The sequence below is a fragment of the Pseudomonas sp. T1.Ur genome, from assembly GCF_023516725.1.
GTDB lineage: Bacteria > Pseudomonadota > Gammaproteobacteria > Pseudomonadales > Pseudomonadaceae > Aquipseudomonas > Aquipseudomonas alvandae.
In genome coordinates, this window is the sequence record NZ_JAMGSN010000001.1 from 1,850,774 (window position 1) to 1,867,036 (window position 16,263).

17 protein-coding genes are annotated in these 16,263 nt (G+C 59.7%); 9 read left to right on the forward strand and 8 right to left on the reverse strand.

All coding sequences use genetic code 11. The features are described 5' to 3' along the window. Positions 1–7: 7 nt before the first annotated feature. The 5 genes from peaA to M8Q45_RS08630 all read left to right on the forward strand — a co-directional run bounded on the left by peaA (position 8) and on the right by M8Q45_RS08630 (position 6,345). Complete coding sequence (gene peaA / locus M8Q45_RS08610; protein ID WP_249874322.1) at positions 8–1,588, forward strand: quinohemoprotein amine dehydrogenase subunit alpha; 1,581 nt, start codon at positions 8–10, stop codon at positions 1,586–1,588. 82 nt (positions 1,589–1,670) lie between these two features. Next, positions 1,671–3,101, forward strand: coding sequence for a quinohemoprotein amine dehydrogenase maturation protein (gene peaB / locus M8Q45_RS08615; RefSeq protein ID WP_249874323.1), 1,431 nt, complete (start codon positions 1,671–1,673; stop codon positions 3,099–3,101). Between the two features lies 1 nt (position 3,102). Further along, positions 3,103–3,426: a quinohemoprotein amine dehydrogenase subunit gamma gene (gene qhpC, locus M8Q45_RS08620; protein ID WP_033061173.1), complete on the forward strand. Its 324-nt coding sequence runs from the start codon at positions 3,103–3,105 to the stop codon at positions 3,424–3,426. A 24-nt stretch (positions 3,427–3,450) separates the two neighbouring features. Next, entirely contained in the window at positions 3,451–4,569 is a 1,119-nt protein-coding gene (gene peaD / locus M8Q45_RS08625; RefSeq protein WP_249874324.1) for a quinohemoprotein amine dehydrogenase subunit beta, read from the forward strand. 87 nt (positions 4,570–4,656) lie between these two features. Continuing rightward, on the forward strand, positions 4,657–6,345 hold the full coding sequence (locus M8Q45_RS08630; protein WP_249874325.1) for an AMP-binding protein: 1,689 nt from the start codon (positions 4,657–4,659) through the stop codon (positions 6,343–6,345). Between the two features lie 93 nt (positions 6,346–6,438). On the opposite strand, the gene M8Q45_RS08635 is transcribed toward M8Q45_RS08630, so the two are convergent. After that, the gene (locus M8Q45_RS08635) at positions 6,439–7,197 is read right to left on the reverse strand and encodes an SDR family oxidoreductase (RefSeq protein WP_249874326.1); all 759 of its coding nucleotides are present in this window, start codon (positions 7,195–7,197) and stop codon (positions 6,439–6,441) included. A gap of 119 nt (positions 7,198–7,316) precedes the next feature. Between M8Q45_RS08635 and M8Q45_RS08640 the strand changes: the two genes are divergently transcribed. Beyond that, the gene (locus M8Q45_RS08640; RefSeq protein WP_249874327.1) at positions 7,317–7,907 is read left to right on the forward strand and encodes a TetR/AcrR family transcriptional regulator; all 591 of its coding nucleotides are present in this window, start codon (positions 7,317–7,319) and stop codon (positions 7,905–7,907) included. A gap of 35 nt (positions 7,908–7,942) precedes the next feature. On the opposite strand, the gene hisM is transcribed toward M8Q45_RS08640, so the two are convergent. The 5 genes from hisM to M8Q45_RS08665 all read right to left on the reverse strand — a co-directional run bounded on the left by hisM (position 7,943) and on the right by M8Q45_RS08665 (position 12,057). Further along, positions 7,943–8,644, reverse strand: coding sequence for a histidine ABC transporter permease HisM (gene hisM, locus M8Q45_RS08645; RefSeq protein WP_249874328.1), 702 nt, complete (start codon positions 8,642–8,644; stop codon positions 7,943–7,945). Then, positions 8,644–9,330: an ABC transporter permease gene (locus M8Q45_RS08650; protein ID WP_249874329.1), complete on the reverse strand. Its 687-nt coding sequence runs from the start codon at positions 9,328–9,330 to the stop codon at positions 8,644–8,646. Before M8Q45_RS08650 ends, hisM begins: the two co-directional genes overlap by 1 nt. Before the next feature lie 24 nt (positions 9,331–9,354). Continuing rightward, on the reverse strand, positions 9,355–10,125 hold the full coding sequence (locus M8Q45_RS08655; RefSeq protein WP_249874330.1) for an ABC transporter substrate-binding protein: 771 nt from the start codon (positions 10,123–10,125) through the stop codon (positions 9,355–9,357). A gap of 61 nt (positions 10,126–10,186) precedes the next feature. Beyond that, positions 10,187–11,041 (reverse strand): PfkB family carbohydrate kinase, encoded by an 855-nt coding sequence (locus M8Q45_RS08660; RefSeq protein WP_249874331.1) that lies wholly within the window; start codon positions 11,039–11,041, stop codon positions 10,187–10,189. 2 nt (positions 11,042–11,043) lie between these two features. Further along, positions 11,044–12,057, reverse strand: coding sequence for an SIS domain-containing protein (locus M8Q45_RS08665; RefSeq protein ID WP_249874332.1), 1,014 nt, complete (start codon positions 12,055–12,057; stop codon positions 11,044–11,046). A gap of 250 nt (positions 12,058–12,307) precedes the next feature. Here M8Q45_RS08665 and M8Q45_RS08670 point away from each other — a divergent pair, with 250 nt between their 5' ends. The 3 genes from M8Q45_RS08670 to M8Q45_RS08680 all read left to right on the forward strand — a co-directional run bounded on the left by M8Q45_RS08670 (position 12,308) and on the right by M8Q45_RS08680 (position 14,534). After that, positions 12,308–13,099, forward strand: coding sequence for a GntR family transcriptional regulator (locus M8Q45_RS08670; protein WP_249874333.1), 792 nt, complete (start codon positions 12,308–12,310; stop codon positions 13,097–13,099). A gap of 124 nt (positions 13,100–13,223) precedes the next feature. Continuing rightward, a complete protein-coding gene (locus tag M8Q45_RS08675; protein WP_249877297.1) occupies positions 13,224–13,799 on the forward strand; it encodes a TetR/AcrR family transcriptional regulator in 576 nt (191 codons plus the stop codon). A gap of 180 nt (positions 13,800–13,979) precedes the next feature. Then, the gene (locus M8Q45_RS08680) at positions 13,980–14,534 is read left to right on the forward strand and encodes an OsmC family protein (RefSeq protein WP_249874334.1); all 555 of its coding nucleotides are present in this window, start codon (positions 13,980–13,982) and stop codon (positions 14,532–14,534) included. A gap of 103 nt (positions 14,535–14,637) precedes the next feature. Here M8Q45_RS08680 and M8Q45_RS08685 read toward each other — a convergent pair whose 3' ends face one another. Beyond that, positions 14,638–15,744 carry an alkene reductase gene (locus M8Q45_RS08685; protein WP_249874335.1) on the reverse strand — a complete coding sequence of 369 codons (1,107 nt, stop codon included), beginning with the start codon at positions 15,742–15,744 and terminating at the stop codon, positions 14,638–14,640. A 30-nt stretch (positions 15,745–15,774) separates the two neighbouring features. Further along, positions 15,775–16,107 (reverse strand): carboxymuconolactone decarboxylase family protein, encoded by a 333-nt coding sequence (locus M8Q45_RS08690; protein WP_249874336.1) that lies wholly within the window; start codon positions 16,105–16,107, stop codon positions 15,775–15,777. Positions 16,108–16,263 lie beyond the last annotated feature (156 nt).

Sequence of the window (16,263 nt, forward strand, 5' to 3'; positions counted from 1 at the left end):
GACGTTGATGAAGAGAAAACTCCGATCAGGCCTGAGCGTCAGTCTGCTGGCCGTGGCGGCCTGTGTGGCGCTGCATTCGCCTTATAGCCTGGCAGCTCGCGACGCCCAGACCATCCTCAAGGAAACCTGTCAGGGCTGTCACACCCCCGAAGCCGATAACGCCTTGAGCCGTATCAGCCACCAACGCAAAACCCCGGAGGGTTGGCTGATGAGCATCGCCCGGATGCAGACCATGCATGGTTTGCAGATCAGCGATGACGACCGCCGAGCCCTGGTCAAATACCTGGCCGACACCCAGGGCCTGGCGCCGAGCGAAACCGACGGCGTGCGTTATGCGCTGGAGCGACGGCTCAATACCGTCGAGACATTCGACGACCAGACCAGCCAGATGTGCGGCCGCTGCCACTCGGGGGCGCGGGTTGCCCTGCAACGTCGACCTGCCCAGGAATGGGAGCGCCTGGTGAACTTCCACCTCGGCCAGTGGCCGTCGCTGGAATACCAGGCCCTGTCCCGTGACCGCGATTGGTTCGACCTGGCCCGCAAAGAGATGGTGCCGCTGCTGGCCAAGCGTTATGCGCTGGATAATCCGGCCTGGAAAAAATGGCTGGCCAGCGCGCCGAAAGCCGAGACGCTGGTCGGCGACTGGAGCTTCAGCGGGCACCTGCCGGGCAAAGGCGAACTGGCTGGCGTCATGAGCGTGACTGCCGATGGCAGCGATACGTTCAAGGTCAACGTCAAAGGTCAGTACGCCGACGGCAGCCCGTTCAATGGTGAGGGCAGTGCGATTCTCTACAGCGGTTACGAATGGCGCGGCAATGTATCCATCGATGGCGTGACCATGCGCCAGGTATTCGCCGCCCAGGGCAACGCCATGCAGGGCCGGATGTTCGAGGCCGAGCACGACGAGCGGGGGCTGGACTTCGTCGCCGCCAAACAGGGTTCCAATCGTTTGCTGGCGGTGCAGCCGGGTTATCTGAAGGCGGGCAGCGAAACCGAAGTCACCCTGATCGGCAGCGGTCTCACTGGCAAACCTGACTTCGGCAAAGGCGTGGAAGTGCTCCAAGTGCTAGAGCAAACGCCCGAGCGCCTACGGGTCAAACTCAAGGCGGCTGCCAATGCCCAACCGGGCCTGCGCCACGTCACGGTCGGCACGCTGAAAGGCCCGACGCTGTCGGTCTACAGCAAGATCGCTGAAGTCAAAGTCGTGCCCGAATTCTCAGTGGCGCGGATCGGTGAGGGCGGTGGTTCGACGCCGAAAGTCCAGGGCCGTTTCGATGCTGAAGCCTGGGGCAAGGGAGCTGATGGCAAGCCCTATCGCATCGGCGTGTTCCCGGCGCAGTGGTCGGTCGAGGCTTTCGATGACCGCGCCAAAGAGGACGAAGACGTCAAGTTTGCCGGCACCATGCAGGCCGATACCGGCGTATTCACTCCGGGCGATGCCGGGCCGAACCCGCAGCGCAAGATGTCCACCAACAATGCCGGCAACCTCAAGGTGATCGCCGCCATCGACGACGCAGGGAGGTCCCTGACCGGCGAAGGCCACATGATCGTCACCGTGCAACGCTGGAACAATCCACCCATTCCATAAGTTGGCTGTTTTTTAGCGGTTCCAGACACTTTTCGGAATGACCGCAGGGCTCGTGAATCGGGGCTTGCACAGGAGGTTTGCAATGGGCGCCATCTTGAATCTGGTCGAACGCAATCTGCACGAAGTGCATGTCGACGCCGACCGCATGCTGTTCCACATTCCCAGCAGCTCGCTGTTCGCCAGCGATGAGTTGACCGGCACCATCATCGATACCTTGCGCGGTCCCGGCTGTTCGTCGGACGACCTGATCCAGCGCTTGGCCGCACGCTTCGACGGCGAAGAAATCACCGAAACCCTGCGCGAGCTGATCGCCTTGGAATTGGTGAGCGATGGCTCGCCGCTGACGCCTGACATCGCCGCCAAACGCGTCGAACGCACGGCGATCAATACCGTGGTGCTCAACGTCAACACGGGCTGCAATCTGAGCTGCACCTATTGCTACAAAGAGGACCTGGACAAGCCCTCGGCCGGCAAGAAAATGGACGTCGAAACAGCGGTCGCTTCGGTAGAAATGCTGCTGCGCGAATCGCCGGATGAAGAGCGTTTCACCGTGGTGTTCTTCGGGGGCGAGCCGCTGAGCAATCGCAAGTTGATCGAGTACATGGTCGACTACTGTGAAAAGCGTTTCGCCGAGGCGGGCAAGTTCGTCGAATTTGTCATGACCACCAACGCCACGCTGCTCACCGAAGACACGGTGGACTACCTCAACGCCCACCGCTTCGGACTGTCGGTCAGTATCGACGGACCGAAAACCGTGCACGACCGCAACCGCATCACCGTGGGCGGGCAGGGCACCTATGACGTGGTGCGGCGCAAGGCCGAGATGCTGTTGTCGCGCTACAACAGCCGCCCGGTCGGTGCCCGGGTGACCCTGACCACGGGCGTTACCGATATCGAGACGATCTGGGATCACCTGTTCAACGAACTGGGGTTTGCCGAAGTCGGTTTTGCTCCGGTGACGTCCGGTGATATCAGCAGCTTCAACCTGTCCAGCGACGAGCTGATCGAAGTCTTCGCCAACATGAAAAAGCTCGGTCGGCGTTATCTGGAAGCGGCGCTCGAACATCGCAATATCGGTTTCTCCAACCTGCACCAATTGATCACCGACATTCATGAAGGCCACAAGAAAGCCCTGCCGTGCGGTGCGGGCCTGAAGATGCTGGCGGTGGATCACAAGGGCGAATTGAACCTGTGCCACCGTTTTACCGGTTCGAGCTTGCCGACGTTCGGCAACGTCCACAGCGGCGTGAAACAGGTGGAGCTGAACGACTTCCTGTCCCAGCGCCTGGACCGCACCAACACCGGTTGCGAAGACTGCCAGATCCGCAACCTCTGTTCCGGCGGCTGCTACCACGAGAGCTACGCCCGATACGGCGACCCGACTCATCCGACCTATCACTACTGCGAACTGATGCGTGACTGGGTCGACTTCGGCATCGAGGTCTACACCCGGATCATGGCTCACAACCCTGCGTTCATCAGCAGCTACATCACCCCGCGCAAGGCTCACTGATATGAAACATCTCAAGGCAATCAACAACAAAGCCCAGAAGCTCGATCAGGCCGCGGCCGAAAACCGTATCGAGGAAGTGGTGGCGATGAGTTCTGTCGCCGGCTGCGCGTCGACGACCGACCCAGGTTGGGAAATCGATGCGTTTGGCGGTGTGTCGTCGCTCTGCCAGCCGATGGAAGCGGACCTGTATGGCTGCTCCGACCCCTGCTGGTGGCCGGCCCAGGTGCCGGACATGATGAGCACCTATCCGGACTGGAACAAGGACGCCCAGGCGTCCAACGATAACTGGCGCAATCTCGGCACTGTCTTTCCGAAAGACAAGTGATCGGTCATGAAGAAGGATTCCAGCATGCAATGCATCAAAGCCTGCGGCTTGGCCGCGTTCGGTGTCCTGAGTGCTATGTCGCTCAATGTCCTGGCCGATGAAAACGCCGCGCTCCAAAGCGGTCACGAATACATGGTGACCACCAATTATCCGAACAACCTGCACGTGATCGACCTGGCCACCGACAGCCTGTTCAAGACCTGCAAGATGCCGGACGCCTTCGGTCCTGGCACCGTGCAGCTGTCGCCGGATCGCAAGACCGCTTACGTGCTGAACAACCATTACGCGGATGTCTACGGCGTTGAGCTCGACAGCTGCAAGCAAGTGTTCCACGCCAGCATCACCCAGAAACCTGGCGAGAAAGCGAAGTCGATGTTCGCCTTTACCCTCAGCCATGACGGCAAGGAACTCTTCGCCATCGCCAATCCGACGTTGATGCTCAACGATCGTTACGAGGTGCAGCCACCTCGGCTCGATGTGTATGCCACCAACGCCGGTATGGACGCCAGGCCCGTTCGCAGTTTTCCGGCACCGCGCCAACTGACCATCATGCAAAGCGGGGACGATGGCACGCTGTACGTGGCCGGGGCGGACGTCTACAAGGTCGACGTGAACACCGGCAAGTTCGACATGCTGATCCCCAGCCGTCATTGGAAGCGTGAAAACTACAGTGCGCCGGACGTGCTTTATGTCTGGAACCAGCAGACCTACCGTCATGATTTTTCGCTGCTCTACACCGCTGCGAAATTCAAGGACAAGAAGCAGGACCCGGCCACCGCCGAATACCTGTACGGGCTGTTCAGCATCGACCTTAAAACCGGCAAGACCGAAACCACCGACTTCGGCCCACTGACGGAAATCTACTTCAGTGGCATGCGTTCGCCCAAGGACCCGAACCTGATGTTCGGCGTGCTCAACCGCCTGGCCAAGTACGACATCAAGCAGAAAAAGCTGCTTCAGGCCGCGACCCTGGATCATTCCTACTACTGCATTTCGTTCAACAAGGCCGGCAGCAAGATCTACCTGGCGGGGACCTTCAACGACGTAGCGGTGTTCGATGCCGACAGTTTGAAGCAGATCGGCAGCATCAAATTGCCCGGCGGCGACATGGCGATTACCACGGCGCAGATATTCATGCGTTAAGGAACGCGGGGAAGGGCAGCAGCCATTCAGTCAGGGCGCCGTGGTGGTGCAACCCTCGGCGCACCGGATCGTACAGAAGGATTCCTTATGAATTTACCAAGCTACACCTGCGGGCCGCAGACCACGCCCTTGCTGGCGATGACCATTGGCGCAGCCTTTGACCGCGCGGTCGAGCGGTTCAACGATCGCGAAGCATTGGTGGTACGGCATCAAGGTCTACGTTACACCTGGGCGCAGCTGGCCGAGGAAGTGGAGGGTTGCGCACGGGGGCTGCTTGCGCTGGGGCTCAAGACAGGCGAGCGGTTGGGCATCTGGTCGCCGAACTGCGCGCAATGGTGCATCACCCAGTTCGCGGCCGCCAAGGTCGGGGCGGTGTTGGTGAACATCAACCCCGCCTACCGGTTGAGCGAGCTTGAATACACGCTCAAGCAATCGGGATGCCGCTGGCTGATTTGTGCCGATTCGTTCAAGACTTCCAACTACCACGCGATGCTTCAGGATCTGCTGCCCGAACTCCACGACTGCGGCGTGGGCGCGCTTGAAAGCGCTCGCTTGCCGGAACTGCGTGGCGTGATCAGCCTCGGCGACACGCCGGTTGACGGCATGTTGTCCTGGGAGGGGTTATTGGACCTGGCTGAACGGGTGGCTCCGCAGCAACTGCGCGAATGCGGCGAGCAATTGCAGTTCGACGACCCGGTCAACATCCAGTACACCTCGGGTACCACCGGATTCCCCAAAGGGGCCACCCTCAGCCATTACAACATCTTGAATAACGGTTTCATGGTGGGGGAAAGCCTGAAGCTCAGCGAGCACGACAGGTTAGTGATACCGGTGCCGCTGTATCACTGCTTCGGCATGGTCATGGGCAACCTGGGTTGTGTCACCCACGGAACGACCATGATCTATCCCAGTGCAGCCTTCGACCCCCTGGAGACCCTGCGAGCCGCTGCACAGGAGAAAGCGACCGGCATGTATGGCGTACCGACCATGTTCATTGCCATGCTCGACCACCCGGAACGCCAGTCGTTGGACTTGAGCCACCTGCGAACGGGCATCATGGCCGGCTCCACCTGCCCGATCGAAGTCATGAAGCGGGTGATCGAGGAACTGCACCTCAAGGAGATGCAGATCGCCTACGGCATGACCGAAACCAGCCCGGTCTCCACCCAGACCGGGCCGGACGATGATATCGAGCATCGGGTCACCCGTGTCGGTCGCACCCAGCCGCATCTGGAGAGCAAGGTCGTCGATGAGCAAAACCGGATCGTTCCTCGCGGTCAGGTCGGTGAATTGTGTACCCGGGGCTACAGCGTGATGCTGGGCTACTGGAACAACCCGCAAGCGACCGCCGAGGCCATCGACAACGCACGCTGGATGCACACCGGCGACTTGGCAATCATGGACGAAGAGGGTTACCTGAAGATCATCGGGCGCAATAAGGACATGATCATTCGCGGCGGTGAGAACGTCTATCCGCGCGAAATCGAGGAGTTTTTCTTCACCCATCCTTCAGTGGCAGACGTGCAGGTGATCGGTGTGCCGGACAAAATCTACGGAGAAGAGATCGTGGCTTGGGTCAGATTGCATGAGGGACATCAGGCCAGCGCCGATGAGTTGCGCGAATACTGCAAAGGCCGGATCGCCCATTTCAAGACACCACGCCATTTCAAGTTCGTTGACGATTTTCCGATGACCGTCAGTGGCAAGGTGCAGAAGTTTCGCATGCGTGAAATCAGCGTAGAGGAACTGGGAACGCCGAGCACCGAGTCGTTGTAACCCTTGGCAATTCGCCCAGGCAGTGATGCTGCCTGGGCGTTGATGGCATGCTGAGCGTTAGGTATATCCGCGGGGCTACGCTCACGGCCAACATTATTCTGCCGGCGGTTTGTACCCCGCCAGCATGTTCAACACGTCTTCATGTGAACCGCTTGCTTCAGCAAATCGCAAGGGCTTGGCGCGCTCGACGATCAGTTCTCGCGGGGTCGGAGAGGTCTCCAGCAGCTCGAAGAGCTCATCCAGGAACTCGTCCAGGGGCATGGCATGTTCGTCATTTTCCTGCCCGAGCAACCTGGTGCGCACACCCGGTGGCGCCAGCTCGATGACTTCGATTGGCGAGGCTTCCAGCTGGACTCGAAGGCTCTGGGTGAAAGAGTGGACGGCCGCTTTGGTTGCGCTGTAGGTCGGTGTTGCAGGCAGCGGCACGAACGCCAAGGCCGAGCTGACATTCACGATCGTTGCGCTGGGTTGCTTGAGCAACTGGGGAGTGAACGCATACACCATGCGAATCGTGCCGAGCAGGTTCGTCGTCACGGTATCTTCGGCTGTGCCCAGGTATTCGGAATCGGTCAGATCCTCCCAATGCATGATGCCAGCGTTGTTGATCAGGACGTTCAGGTTCGGGTGGCGGGTCGCGAGCGCTTCGCTGTTGCGCTGGATCGATTGTGGGTCGCAGACGTCCAGCAGGACGGAGTCAAGACCTGGATGTTCCGCCACGATCTGGTCGAGCAGAGCCTGGCGACGTCCGGCGATGATGACGTTGTTGCCGGCCTTGTGAAGCCTGAGCGCCAGGCCAAGGCCTATGCCGGAGGTGCCGCCCGTAACGAGAATCGTATTGCCAGTGCCGTTCATAGTAGACTCCAGTAGAGGTCGTAAGTGGACATGTGTCCGCTTATGCAGAAAAACTACCGGACAATTGTCCGCTTTGCAATGGCGAAGGAAAAATCTTGCCTAGGAATGACGAGTCGGCAATGCGTGCCGACGCCAAGAAAAACCGGGAACGGATACTGGAAGTCGCGGTGGTTGAACTGACGAACGATCCTGCGGTGCCGCTGAGTGCGATCGCGAAGAAAGCCGGGGTAGGACAGGGCACGTTCTATCGACACTTCGCGACCCGGGAAAGCCTGGTGTTCGAGGTTTATCAATTCGAAATGCAGCAGGTGGCCGCGTTGGCCGAACAACTGCTCGCGACAAAACCACCGAAAGAGGCTCTCCGAGAATGGATGAGCTGCCTCGCTGAATATGCAATGACCAAGGCCGGGCTTGCGACTGCGATACGACAGGCTGCTTCTGCCTACGAATTTCCGGGGAAATCTGGGTACGCGCCAGTCCAGGCGGCTGCCGAGCTACTGCTGAGGGCTAATGAGGAGGCCGGGACCATTCGCAGCGGCGTCACCCACGACGACTTTTTCCTGGCCACGGCCGGCATATGGCAAATCGATTCCCAGCGCCAATGGCGTACTCGTCTCGACAGATTGATGGACCTGGTGATGGATGGCCTGTGCGCAGGCAGCCCTGAAAGTTTGAAGAAGAATGCGGGGGCGCCTGAGAATGCTCCGTAGGTGATGCCCGGGACGGATGCCAGCCCCCAAACTGTTCAACGCTGATAAGCCAACAACCGGCGCTCGGCCAATCGAAACACACCCACCAGCGCGCACGCCAACAGCATGTAGAGCAGGGCGGCAATGCCATAGGCCTGGAAGGTCTTGAAAGTGGCGGCGTTCACATCGGCGGCGATTTTAAGAATGTCGGGAACGGTGGCGGTAAAGGCAACGGCCGTGGCGTGCAGGACGAAGATCACTTCGTTGCTGTAGGCCGGCAGTGCCCGGCGCAGCATGCTCGGTACCAGCACCAGGACGAACAGTTGGCGGCGGGTCATGCCCAGGGCCAGCGCTGCCTCGATTTCACCGCGTGGGGTGGTGCGCAGCACGCCGGCCAGAATCTCGACGGTGTAGGCGCAGGTGTTCAAGGCCAGCGCCAGGATCACGCAATGCATGCCGTCGCGAAAGAACCACCACAGGCTCGGCGACTCCCTGATCAGGCTCAGGCTGGCCAGGCCGCTGTAGATGATCAGCAGTTGCACGAACAGCGGCGTGCCACGAAAGACCAAGGTGTAGAGCTGGACAGGCAACGCCAGCCAGCGATTGCCATAGGTGCGAACCAGCGCCAGGGGTATTGCCGCGGCCAGGCCGATAATGGCCGACGTCACCAACAGCCATAAGGTGACGGACAAGCCACTCCAGCGGTAACCGTCGGACCACAGGAAGTTGGGCCCGAACTCTTTCAGTATCTCGATCATCACACGCTCCGCCGCGGTTCGATGCTGTAGCGTCGTTCAAGGTGTTTGAGGGCCAGGCTGGAGAGGATCGCAAAGGCGAGGAAGATCGCCGCGATCACCAGATAGAAGAACATCTGCCGTGAGGTCGCGTTTCCCGCTTGCTTAGCGACCTGGACCATGTCATTGAGGCCCAGCAGCGAGATCAGGCCGGCACTTTTCAAGAGCACTTGCCAGATATTGCCGATGCCGGGCAAGGCGAACCGCATCATTTGCGGCAGGCGGATCCGCCGCAGGACTTGCCAATGGCTCATGCCATAGGCCCGCGCGGCTTCCAGTTGGCCAAACGGGATGGCCCTGAAGGCCCCGCGAAAGGTTTCGGCGCAGTAGGCACCGTAGATGAATCCCAACGTACCGATCGCGGTGCCATAGGGATCCAACTGCAACGATTCCTGGCCGAACGCCTGGGCTATCTGGTTGATCCCGATTTGCGCGCTGTAATAGATCAGCAGCATCAGGACCAGGTCCGGCACGCTGCGCACCAGCGTGGTGTAGACCGTCGCGACCAGCCGCAGCGGCGCCACCGGCGAGAGTTTCGCCAAGGCGCCGAGCAGGCCAAGCACGATGGCGACGCAGGCGGCCCAGGTGGCGACCTGGACGGTCAGCCACGCGCCCTGGAAAATCAGATAACCGTACCCTTCGAGAAACATGCTTTCGGGCTCCGTACGGATGGATTATTTCGGCGAGATGTCGAAGTCGAAGTACTTCCTGGCGATGCGCTCGTAGGTGCCGTTGCGGTGGAGCCGTTCCAGCGCCTGATTGATTTCCCCAGCGAGGGCGGTATCGCTTTTACGCAATCCGATGCCGGTGCCCGGGCCGAAGATCTCCGGCGACTTGACCACCTCGCCGGCATAACCGAAGCCTTTGCCGATAGGCTTCTTCAGCAGGCCTTCGGAAACGGCGATGGCATCGTCGAATGCCGCGTCCAGCCGACCATTGATCAAGTCCGAATAGGTCAAGTCACTGCTTTGATAGGGCACCACTTCCACGCCTTTGAGGCCCCACATCCGCTTGGCATAGGCTTCGAACACGCTGCCTTGCTGCACGCCGATGCGCTTGCCGCGCAAGGATTCGGCCGTCGGTTGCAGTGGGCTGCCTTGCGGGGCCACCAGGCGTGCCGGCGTGTCGTACAGCGTGTCGGAGAAGGCGATTTCGGCTTTGCGTGCTTCAGTGATCGAGAGGGCAGAGAGTATCCCGTCGAACTTCCTGCCTTTCAGGGCCGAGATCATGCCGTCAAAGGCGTTTTCGACCCAGACGCAACGACGTTGCAGCTCGCTGCACAGGCTTTCGCCCAGTTCGATATCGAAGCCTGTCAGCGAGCCGTCCGGCCGCTTGGACTCGAAGGGCGGGTAGGTGGGGTCGACCCCGAAACGCAGCTCTTCGCTGGCGCCCCAGGTCATCAGCGGGCTGGCCACGAGCATCAAACCGATCAGACATTTTTTCATCGACAGGGTATCCACGACAGGTTGGTAGAACTGTCCCGGGAAGAGACCCGGGCAGCACGCATCAGCCTTGAATGTTCAAGGCGTGTTTGAGTTGTCGAGCGCGTTGGTTGTCCACGGCCTGTCCATGGCCAAAGCCCCCGGCCCAGCCGCACACCTGGCCGGCATAGTCGACACCTCGTGCGAGACACTGGGCCAGGTTGTGCCGCGCTTGCCATGCCAGCAGGAACGCGGCGATAAAACCGTCGCCGGCACCCATGCTGTCGATGAACGCGCAGGGCCGCGCAGCCTGCTCATGCGCGCCTTGTGCGTCGACTGCGAGCGCGCCCTGGGCGCCGAGGGTGATGACCACCGTTGCCGGGCCTAGCGCCCGCATCGAATCCGCCAAGTCACGGGCTTCGCTGGGCGACAGGTCGGCCGCCGAGAAAAAGGCGATATCGACATGCGGGATCAGCGCTTGCCAATCGAACTCGACCCAGTTGTCCGAGAAGTCGAATGACAAGCAGCCACTGGCCTGGCGAATCTGCGCCAGTTGGTTCTCAAGACCGCTATAGAGGCTGCTATGGGCCAGCTGGAATTGCGCGAGATAGTCCAAGTCGTCGCCATCGAGTCGCAGTTGGCGGCAGACACCCGGGTCGCTGCCGAGAAACACCCGTTCGCCGTCGATGCTGTCGACACAAGCCCAGCCGTTGGCCCCTGCCAGCGTTCTGCAGCGGGATGCATCGACCGCTTCCTGTTGCAGGCAATCGAGCAGGTACTGGCCGTGCCGGTCATTGCCAACGCAGCCCAGATAGGCGCTGCGAGCCCCCAGCCGGGCGGCAAACACCGACACGTTGAGCGCGTTGCCACCGGGGTATTCGGTGTTCCGGTCCAGGTACACGTCCAAGGTGTTGTCGCCGACAGCGATCAGGCTGGCCATGCTCAATACTCCGTCTTCCACATGTAGCGGCGTGTCGTCAGCGGTTGCTCATGCCAGACCGCGAGATGAGCGGCGATACGTTCCACGGCGATGCCAACGATGTAGGGCGCGACAATGGCGCGGATCTCCGGGTCGATGCCTTCCATGGGGAAATCCTTGGCGTCATAGACCATGACGCGTTCGGTGTATCGCTGGCAGAAGCGCACCACACGTTCCATCTGCGCCCGGCTGGGGTCTTCGCCCACCAGCAGGAGCAGCGGGGTGGTGGCGTCGATGGCTTCGAACGGGCCGTGGAAAAACTCGGCAGCCTCCACCGGCAGGCAATGCAACCACTGGCTTTCCATCACCACGCAGACCCCGAATACATAGGCGGTGGTGAACATCGGGCCCGACGCGAGGAAGTACATCACGCGATCATCCTTGTACAGGCGCGCCTCTTCGGTGGCGCGCCGGTCGTTATTGATCGCAGCGTCGGCGAGGGCCTGCGGCAAGGCCTTGAGCGAGCGAGTGAGCTTGTCCAGCAGCGGCCAGCCTTCACGCTTGGCCAGGATCCCGCCGACCAGCGCCTGGAGGATCATGAAGCAACCGAAGTACGCCTCATCGGTACGTCCCAGCAAAAAGCAATGTTGAACAGCCTGGGCCAACGGCAGCTCGGCGGTTTGCGTCACGCCGACGGTGAGGCAGGGCTTGTCTTGCAGAAAACGCGCGGCGGCGATGGTTTCCTGGGTGGTCCCGGATTTGGAGGCGAGGACCACCAGGGTGCGTTCATCCAGGCGCGGCGGATCGATGTCCATGAAATCGGCGGGGAAATAACGGCGCACTTCCAGTGTGTGACTGTAGCGCTCCAGCCAGTACTGCAAGCCGAGCATGATGCGATTGGGCGCACCGCAACTGACGAAATAGATGCGGTCGATTCGCGTCGCCAGTTCCTGGCCGAACTGCTGGGCGTCGTCGACGATGTGCACGGATTGCTGCAAGGAAGTGGTGAATGCTTCCCGGTTGAACTGGATCGCCATGTGAGCTCCTGGGGGCTTTGTTGCGGTGTTCATGTTGCGGTTCATGATCACCATGTAGACCAAAAGCTATACCACCAAAAATACCATTACAAGATTTTTTCTCCGTGGTCTAATGCACCGTCACCGCAGTTTTCAAGCTAGGCAATGGGCCGTTTATTAGGTCTGATTATCAAGCTGGCGGGTTTGCGCTGGTTTCAGTGAGTACTGTTGGCACGCCGTTGCACAGAAAAATAAATCCAGGATGTAGACCATGAAAGTTAGTCCTTCCAAATCCTTCGACGTGGCCCTGCTGGCGCCCGAACGCAAGCAGGTGGCCTGGCAGGCCGTCCAGGCCCTGCTGGAAATGCTGGAGCGCCCGGAGTTCGGGCCGACTGAACGGATTCCGGCGGAACGGGACCTGGCCGAGCACTTGGGCATCAGCCGGATGACGCTGCGAAAGGCCTTGCAAACGCTGATCGATCGCGGGGTCCTGGAGCGCCGTGGCAACCGCGGCACCTTTGTGACCGCTCCGGGCGTCGAGCGGCCACTCAATACCGTCGCGCGCAAAGGCATCGCCGAAGTCGTCGAACAAGCCGGGGCCAGGCCGGGCAGCAAATTGCTCTACTTCGAACAAACCCAGGCCAGTGCCCGCGTGGCGAAACTGCTGAAGATCCAGGAAGGCGACCCCTTGCTGACCATCAGGCGCCTGCGCACGGTGGATCAAAAGCCATTCTGCATAGAGACCAGCTACATCCCTGCAGCCCGCGCACCGGACCTCGTGGCGGGAGACCTGATCGAGGGGGCCTCGTTGTATGCGTTGCTGTTATCGCGCTACCAGATCGAAATGGAAAGCGACGAGGGTACGCTGAGCATCGCCACGATGAACGACCAGGAGGCCCGCTTGCTCGACGTCGAGCCCGGGACGGCCGCACTGGTCTACCGAGGTGTGATCTTTGACCGCCAAGGACTGCCGGTGGAATACCTGGTCTCGATCAACCATCCCCAGCGTGTGGTGTTCAAACTGGCGGACAGTCGGGTCAATAGCTTGCATTGCGATCACTGACGCGAGCGAACTCTTCTTTCCCCCTGGCTCGCGCACAGCAGGACGTGCAGGGTCAGTCCGCGGACTGTCTTCCCCGGCATGACTCATTTATGATTGCTGATTGAAAAAATCTGGATGCTGCTTCATGAGTACACGTTCCGACCTTCTCACCAGCGCTGAAATCCTGTTGCGGACCAAAGGCTATGCAGCGTTCAGCTACGCCGACCTCGCGACTGACATTGGCATCAAGAAGGCGAGTATTCATCACCATTTTCCGACCAAGGAAGGGATGGCAATCGCAATCGTCGAAAGCTATCTGTTCCGTTTCAAGAATCAACTGGAGCAAATCAACGCCGACACTGCCGGTGTGATCGATCGTCTCAAGGCGTTTGCGCTCATGTTCGCCCAGAGCAGTGCCGACGGCATGCTGCCGCTGTGTGGGGCCTTGGCCGCGGAGCTTCTGGCGCTACCCGACAGCCTGCAGGCATTGACCCGAGACTTTTTCGAAATTCACCTCAAGTGGCTGCAGGCCAATGTCGCGTTAGGTCAATCCGCCGGGGAGATCAGGAGCGGGCTCGACGTGGTGATTGTCGCTCGGCTTATCCTCAATACGCTGGAGGGTAACAGCTTCGTTTCCTGGGCGCTGAGCGATGCTTATGTACAATCGTCCGGGTTCGATATTCTCCTGGAAGGATTGCGGGCAGCGCCCACGCCTAACTAGCAAATCCCACCGCCACAACACGCTCTGCCATAAAAAACGCCTCGAATTATCGAGGCGTTTTTTTTATGGCAGGGTGGCGCTGATGGAAGGTTTTAATATCAATTGAACAGCTACCTACTACTTGGTAGAGTTATTTCTCTTTCGGGAGTAAAGCCCGATCGCCTAAAGAGGAATGACCCAATGAGCAACAATTTGAACGGTATCGACGTCGCCGCACTCCAGCAGTTCGCCCAGGGCGTCGCCGAGGACGCGACCAAGCGGCATGCCAGTTTTAATGTCAAGACCGAGTGGAAAGGTCAGACCCGCACAGTGGCTAAAGTCAATCGCTACAGCCTGGCCGGTGAAACCTACTCGCGAGATTTTGAAATTGCTGCCGATGAGCCAAATGAACTGCTGGGCCAGAATTGCGCGCCAAACCCTCAGGAACTGCTCATGGCTGCGCTCAATGCTTGCATGTCCGTCGGCTATGCCGCCAATGCCGCGCTGATGGGCATCAAGATCCATAGCCTGGAAATCGAGACCAACGGCACCCTCGACCTGCGCGGTTTCCTGGGTATCGACGAAAGCGTCAACCCAGGCTATGACGAAGTGAGCGTGGCGATCCGCTTGCACACTGACGCCCCGCGCGAGCGGGTTGAGGAACTGCACGACGCCGTGCTCAAAACCTCGGTCAATTACGCCAACTTCTCCAAGGCGATCCGTATGGTGCCGACCCTCGAAGTGCGCGAAGGCTGATCGATCCTTTTCCAAACGTAAAAAACGCCCTGTTCTAACGGCACCAGAGTACCAGTCGAACAGGGCGTTTTTATAAGTGAAACTGCTTGAGGCGCGTGGCTGATCAGGCGTTAGCCGCACGGAATGCCGGGTAGTCGGTGTAGCCCTTGGCAATACGGTCACCCACGCCGTAGTAGGTCGAACGATCACTCTCAGCGAGTGGCCAACCATGCTGCATGCGTTCGACCAGATCCGGATTGGCGATGTAGGCCGTGCCGAACGCAATCAGGTCGAGTTCGCCCTTGGCCAGCTCCGACTCGGCAAGCGCCTGTGTAAAACCACCCGCGGCCATCAGGGTGCCCTTGTAGGCTTCGCGAAAGGTTGCGCCAAAGCCAGGCGGCGTCTGAGCGGCAGCGATGGTCGGTTGGTAGTTGAGATGAACATAGGCCAGTTCACGCTCATTGAGCGCTGCCGCCATGCTCATCCAGGTTTCTGCTTCGCCCTCATACACGCCAAAGTCGTACAGGCGGCCAAACGGCGAGAACCGTACGCCAATCTGCGCACCACCGATTTCATCGGCAATCGCGTCAATTGTCTCCAACAGAAAGCGCTGACGATTAGCGATAGAGCCACCGTACTGATCCGCGCGGGTGTTCAAGGCGCTACTGAGGAATTGGTCAAACAGAAAACCGTTGGCTGCCATGATTTCAACGCCGTCAAACCCGGCATTCATGGCCATGCGCGCAGACTTCACGAAGTCAGCGATGACACGTTTGATTTCCTCCGTGCCCAGCGCGCGCGGGGCGCTGGGTTGCACGGGGCCGGCCTCGTCGGGCGTGACCCAGGCGTACACCGTGGTGTCGACTGCCGCCTGAGTGCCAGAAGAAACCGGCACCAATCCATGCACCGACACATGCGACATACGGCCGACGTGCCACAACTGCGCAAAAATCTTTCCGCCTCGGGCATGCACCGCGTTGGTGACCTTACGCCAGCCCGGCAGGTGTTCATCAGCGTAAATACCAGGTGTGTAGAGGTAGCCACGCGCCTCGTCGGAAACAGGCAGGCCTTCGGTGATCAACAGGCCCGCGGAGGCGCGTTGTGCGTAGTACTCGGCGGTGAAGTCGTTTGGAACATTGTTCAGGGTGCGGGTGCGCGTCATCGGTGCCATGACCACACGGTTTTTCAACTCGACACCGGACAAATCGTAAGGAGTAAACAGCTTGTTCATGATTGATCTCGAATAGGGATGACTGTCGAATTACGACTTGTCGAACGCGTCCAGCACGTGGGTGCTGTAGACCAGTGCGGCACCGGCATTCATGTTGATCGACACGCCGAGGGCTTCAGCCACTTCCTCGCTGGTAACCCCGACTTTTTTGGCCTCGGCAGCATGAAAGGCGATGCAGCCATCGCAGCGAGTTGTGACTGCTACGGCCAGGGAGATCAGCTCACGCGTCTTCGCGTCCAGATGGTTGGTCTTGGCACCGGCGGCACCCAGGGAGGCCATGCCTTTCATGGTGTCCGGAGACAAACCGTTGAGCTCTACCAGGCGAGCGTTGATGTCTTTGCGGGTTTGCTTCCAATCTTGCATGAGGTTCTCACTGATTTGTGGGGGGGGGGGGGGTGTAAATCTTGAAACAACACTACCATCCAGTTGGTAGGTGTACTATGTTGTTTTGTCGATATGCACTATCAATGAGAATTTTTAGGTGAGTTTGTCGCTGTTCGACCTTGAGGTTTTGTTCAA